The sequence below is a fragment of the Tabrizicola sp. genome (assembly GCF_036781545.1).
In the GTDB taxonomy this organism is placed as follows: domain Bacteria; phylum Pseudomonadota; class Alphaproteobacteria; order Rhodobacterales; family Rhodobacteraceae; genus Tabrizicola.
On sequence record NZ_DAIQAT010000229.1, the window covers coordinates 1 to 4,078 of the forward strand.

Consider the following 4,078-nt stretch of genomic DNA (forward strand, 5'->3'; position numbering starts at 1 on the left):
AGCGTCTCGGCCAGGCGGGCGAGGTTCCAGCCAAGGATCAGCGGCTGGTTGGCATAGGCGTAGCGGCCCTGATGGTCGATCGAGGAGAAGACGGTGCCGGGGGCATAGGCTTCCATGAAGGCGCAGGGGCCGTAGTCGATGGTCTCTCCGCTGATCGCCATGTTGTCGGTGTTCATCACGCCGTGGATGAAGCCGAGGCCCATCCATTCCGCGATCAGCCGGGCCTGGGCGGCGATGACGGCGTCGAGGAGGGCGAGGTAGGGGTTCCCGGCCCGCGCAAGGTCGGGATAATGGCGGGCGATGGCATGGTCGGCGAGCGCCTTGACCTTGTCCTGCTCGCCCCGCGCGGCGAAGAACTGGAAGGTGCCGACGCGGATATGGCTGGCCGCGACGCGGGCTAGGACGGCGCCGGGCAGCTTCGTCTCGCGCCAGACCTCTTGCCCCGTCGCCACGACGGCGAGCGCGCGGGTGGTGGGCACGCCCATGGCCGCCATGAATTCCGAGATCAGATATTCGCGCAGCATCGGGCCGACCGCAGCCTTGCCGTCGCCGCCGCGCGAGAACGGCGTGCGGCCCGAGCCCTTCAGCTGGATGTCGAAGCGGCGGCCGTCCGGGGCCAGCACCTCGCCCAGAAGATGCGCGCGGCCGTCGCCGAGCTGCGGCGAGAACCCGCCGAACTGGTGGCCGGCATAGGCCTGGGCGATGGGGTCGGCACCGGGCGGAAGGCTCGCGCCCGAGAACCAGGCCTCGGCCTCGGCTTCGGTAAGAGCGAGCCCGAGGTCCTTCGCCAGCGGGCGGTTCAGGACCAGAAGCCGGGGCGCAGGCGCCGGATCGGGGGCGACGCGGAGGTAGGTGCCGGGCAGGTCGCGCGCGTAGCTATGATCGAGTGTGAGGGTCATGCAGAAGATATGCGCCTGCCATGGCCCGGCGGCAACCGGCGGAGAGTGATTTTACCTCCGGCGGTCATTCCGATCGGATCGCCGAGGCTCCGAGCCGGATGTTCAGCGCCTTTGTCACGCCGAGAAGGGTGGAGAGCGTGGGATTGCCGGTCGGGGAGAGGGCCTTGTAGAGCGCTTCCCGGCTGAGACCAGCATCGCGGGCGACCTGTGACATGCCCCGGGCGCGGACGATCACGCCAAGCGCATGGGCTATGTATCCGGCATCCCCTGTTTCCAGCGCATCCCGAAGGAAGACGGCCTGGGCCTCCGGGTCCTCCAGATACCTGGTCGCGTCGAAAGGGGTGGTTTCAATGGCCATGGCCGATCTCCTGCGCCATCTTCCTGGCTCTCGCGATGTCCCGGTCCTGTGTTCGCTTCGTGCCGCCGCAGAGCAGGATGTAGATCACCCCGCCACGGCGGCAGAAATAGAGGCGGTAGCCGGGGCCGTAGTCGATCCGAAGCTCGCCGATCCCGTCGAACAGCTTAACGTCACCGACGAGGCCGTAGCCAAGACGCTCAATCCGGGCTGCTACCAGCGCGACGGCTTTTGGGTCCCGCAAGTCGTCGAGCCATTCGGAAAATATGGAGGTGAGGCGAACCTCGTTCGGCATATGTAGTTTATAGTTATCGCATCGCCAGATGTCAACTATAGACTACATCTCTGCCGGTTTCTGGAAGAAAGATGGTCGGGGCGGAGGGATTCGAACTCTCGACCTACGGTACCCAAAACCGTCGCGCTACCAGGCTGCGCTACGCCCCGACTGCGGCTGCTTTACCCGCTGCGGCGGAGAATGAAAAGCCTTCCCGCGCGGGATCGGCAAGGCCTGTTCTGCGGGCGGATGTCAGCCCTTGCAGGGCCAGGCGGCCGTTGCGGCGGGGATCGCGGGGTGGCGCAGGACCGCGCCGGGGGTGATGCCAAGCTTGGCGGCAAGGCCCGCATTGATCTCCAGCACGAACTGGACACCCTCGCCGCCGTCGATGGGGGTGAGGTCGCCCGGCACGGCATCGGCGTGGACGCGGGTCACGGTGCCAGTCGCATCGGCGAAGACCATGTCCAGCGGAATCAGCGTGTTCTTCATCCAGAAATTCGGCCGCTTCGGGCTGTCGTAGACGAAAAGCATCCCCGACGCGGGGGCCAGTTCGGTGCGGAACATCAGCCCCTGGGCACGTTCCTCGTTGTCGTCGGCCACCTCGACGGCAAAGCTTTCGCGCCCGCCGTCCCAGCGCAGGTCGAGCCGCGCGGGCGCGCAGGCCGCCTCGGCCCAGGCGAGACCGGGCAGGACGACCAGCGAAAGGCAGGCGAGCGCGCGGATCATGGTGTGTCCCGTGCGGCGGATTCCCAGGAGATGACCTGCACGGCCATCCGCCCGCGGCGGCCGTCGATGACGCGCAAGGCCACCGCCTCGCCGGCCTGCAGGTCGGCAAAGCCCGAGACGCGCAGCACCTCGGCATGGATGAAGACGTCCTCGGGGCGACCGAAGACATTGGCGAAGCCGAAACCCTTGCCCTTGTCGAACCACTTCACCCTTGCGGGCTCCAGCTCCAACGCAAGGATGTCTTCGCTGACCATCTGGGCAGCGTCTTCCCCGAAGGGCAGCACAACGCCTTCCGGCGGGTCTATGCGCAGGACTTCCACGGCCTGAACGCCGCGCTGTGTCCGCTGGATGCGAACCTCAATCCCGGCGCCATCGGCAACCGAGCCCTGCCCGAAGTTCCGCAGAACGTTCGCGTGCAGCAGAATATCTGCATCCGTCTGGTCTGAAACGATGAAACCGAATCCCTTGGAAGGATCAAACCACTTAACGCGACCATGCACGACTTGCATGACCTCTTCTTCTTCCATTCCTAAGGCCTTCTCCCCAGAATGAGCCCTTGAGCCGGACAAATGCGGGGAAAATCGGCCCATGATCAAGGCCTATTCAACAGTCTACTAACAGATAATCTGTAAAGCCCCGGAAACCTAAGGATTCAGGCGTTCGATGCTCCATCCTGCCCTTGCGTCAGTGCGGGCCCAGCGGAAGCGGTCGTGCAACCGGAAGGCACCGTCCGCCCAGAATTCGATCTCGACCGGGTGGATGCGGAAGCCGCCCCAGAAGGGCGGGCGGGCCGGATTCGGCCCCTTGGTGAGGGCGACCTTCGCGGCCTCGGCCAGCAGCGCCTCGCGCGAGGAGAGCGGCTGCGACTGGTGGCTGGCCCAGGCGCCGAGGCGGGACTTCAGGCTGCGGCTGGCGAAATAGGCGTCGGCCTGGGGCCCGTCCTCGCGGGTGACGGTGCCGCGCACGCGGATCTGGCGGCGCAGCGACTTCCAGTGCATCACGAAGGCGGCCTTGCCGGCGGCGGCGATCTCCTGCCCCTTGGTCGAGCCGTAATTGGTGTAGAAGACGAATGCGTCCGCCTCGACCTCTTTCAGCAGGACCATGCGGACATTGGGCAGGCCCTGCGCATCGACCGTGGCCAGCGCGATGGCGTTCGGATCGTTCGGCTCGGTCGCCTCGGCCTCGGTCAGCCATGCGCGGGCGATGGCGAAGGGATCGCTGCCCGCGAAAATGCCCGAACGGTCCATCTGCTGTCCCTTCCTTCGCGTTAAGGACCCGCCTTGAAGGCTGGCCCCGCTTCGCCTACACGTCGGAAAACGAAAAGTGGGCGAGGGGTCAGGAATGTCAACCGGACTTATGCAAGGCAAGCGCGGCCTGATCATGGGACTCGCGAACGACAAGTCCATTGCCTGGGGGATCGCGCAGGCGGTCGCGGCGCAGGGGGCGGAGCTGGCCTTCTCCTACCAGGGCGAGGCCTTGAAGAAACGGGTGGAGCCCCTGGCCGAAAGCCTGGGCCAGCCGCATCTCTACGAATGCGACGTGGCGAGCGACGAAAGCATCGACGCGCTCTTCGCGGCGCTGGGGGCGGAATGGGGGCAGCTGGACTTCCTGGTCCATGCCATCGGCTTCGCCGACAAGAACGAATTGCGGGGCCGTTACGTGGATACCTCGCGCGCGGGCTTCGCGCTGGCGATGGACATCTCGGTCTATTCCTTCACGGCGGTGTGCCAGCGGGCGGCGGCGATGATGGGGCCGGGGGGCAGCCTTCTGACGCTGACCTATTACGGCGCCGAGAAGGTCATGCCGCATTACAACGTGATGGGC

General features: G+C 66.2%; 7 protein-coding genes and 1 tRNA gene. 1 reads left to right on the top strand and 7 read right to left on the bottom strand.

Annotated features, from left to right (window positions below):
- The 7 genes from V7Q39_RS19685 to pdxH all read right to left on the bottom strand — a co-directional run.
- On the bottom strand, positions 1 to 899 hold an 899-nt coding region (locus V7Q39_RS19685), incomplete at its 3' end, for a protein adenylyltransferase SelO (protein WP_333818309.1).
- Between the two features lie 64 nt (positions 900 to 963).
- Positions 964 to 1,257: an addiction module antidote protein gene (locus V7Q39_RS19690; protein ID WP_333818310.1), complete on the bottom strand. Its 294-nt coding sequence runs from the start codon at positions 1,255 to 1,257 to the stop codon at positions 964 to 966.
- A complete protein-coding gene (locus V7Q39_RS19695) occupies positions 1,247 to 1,549 on the bottom strand; it encodes a type II toxin-antitoxin system RelE/ParE family toxin (protein WP_443082555.1) in 303 nt (100 codons plus the stop codon). Before V7Q39_RS19695 ends, V7Q39_RS19690 begins: the two co-directional genes overlap by 11 nt.
- Positions 1,550 to 1,621: 72 nt before the next feature.
- Positions 1,622 to 1,698 (bottom strand) — tRNA-Pro (locus V7Q39_RS19700).
- 82 nt (positions 1,699 to 1,780) lie between these two features.
- Positions 1,781 to 2,254 carry a DUF192 domain-containing protein gene (locus tag V7Q39_RS19705; protein WP_333818312.1) on the bottom strand — a complete coding sequence of 158 codons (474 nt, stop codon included), beginning with the start codon at positions 2,252 to 2,254 and terminating at the stop codon, positions 1,781 to 1,783.
- Positions 2,251 to 2,781, bottom strand: coding sequence for a cold-shock protein (locus tag V7Q39_RS19710; RefSeq protein WP_333818315.1), 531 nt, complete (start codon positions 2,779 to 2,781; stop codon positions 2,251 to 2,253). The genes V7Q39_RS19705 and V7Q39_RS19710 overlap by 4 nt, the downstream gene beginning before the upstream one ends.
- 117 nt (positions 2,782 to 2,898) lie before the next feature.
- Positions 2,899 to 3,501, bottom strand: a complete 603-nt coding sequence (gene pdxH / locus V7Q39_RS19715; RefSeq protein ID WP_333818313.1) for a pyridoxamine 5'-phosphate oxidase — start codon at positions 3,499 to 3,501, stop codon at positions 2,899 to 2,901.
- A gap of 94 nt (positions 3,502 to 3,595) precedes the next feature.
- On the opposite strand from pdxH, the gene V7Q39_RS19720 reads away from it, so the two are divergent.
- Positions 3,596 to 4,078: SDR family oxidoreductase (locus tag V7Q39_RS19720; RefSeq protein WP_333818314.1), on the top strand; the 483-nt coding region annotated here is incomplete at its 3' end.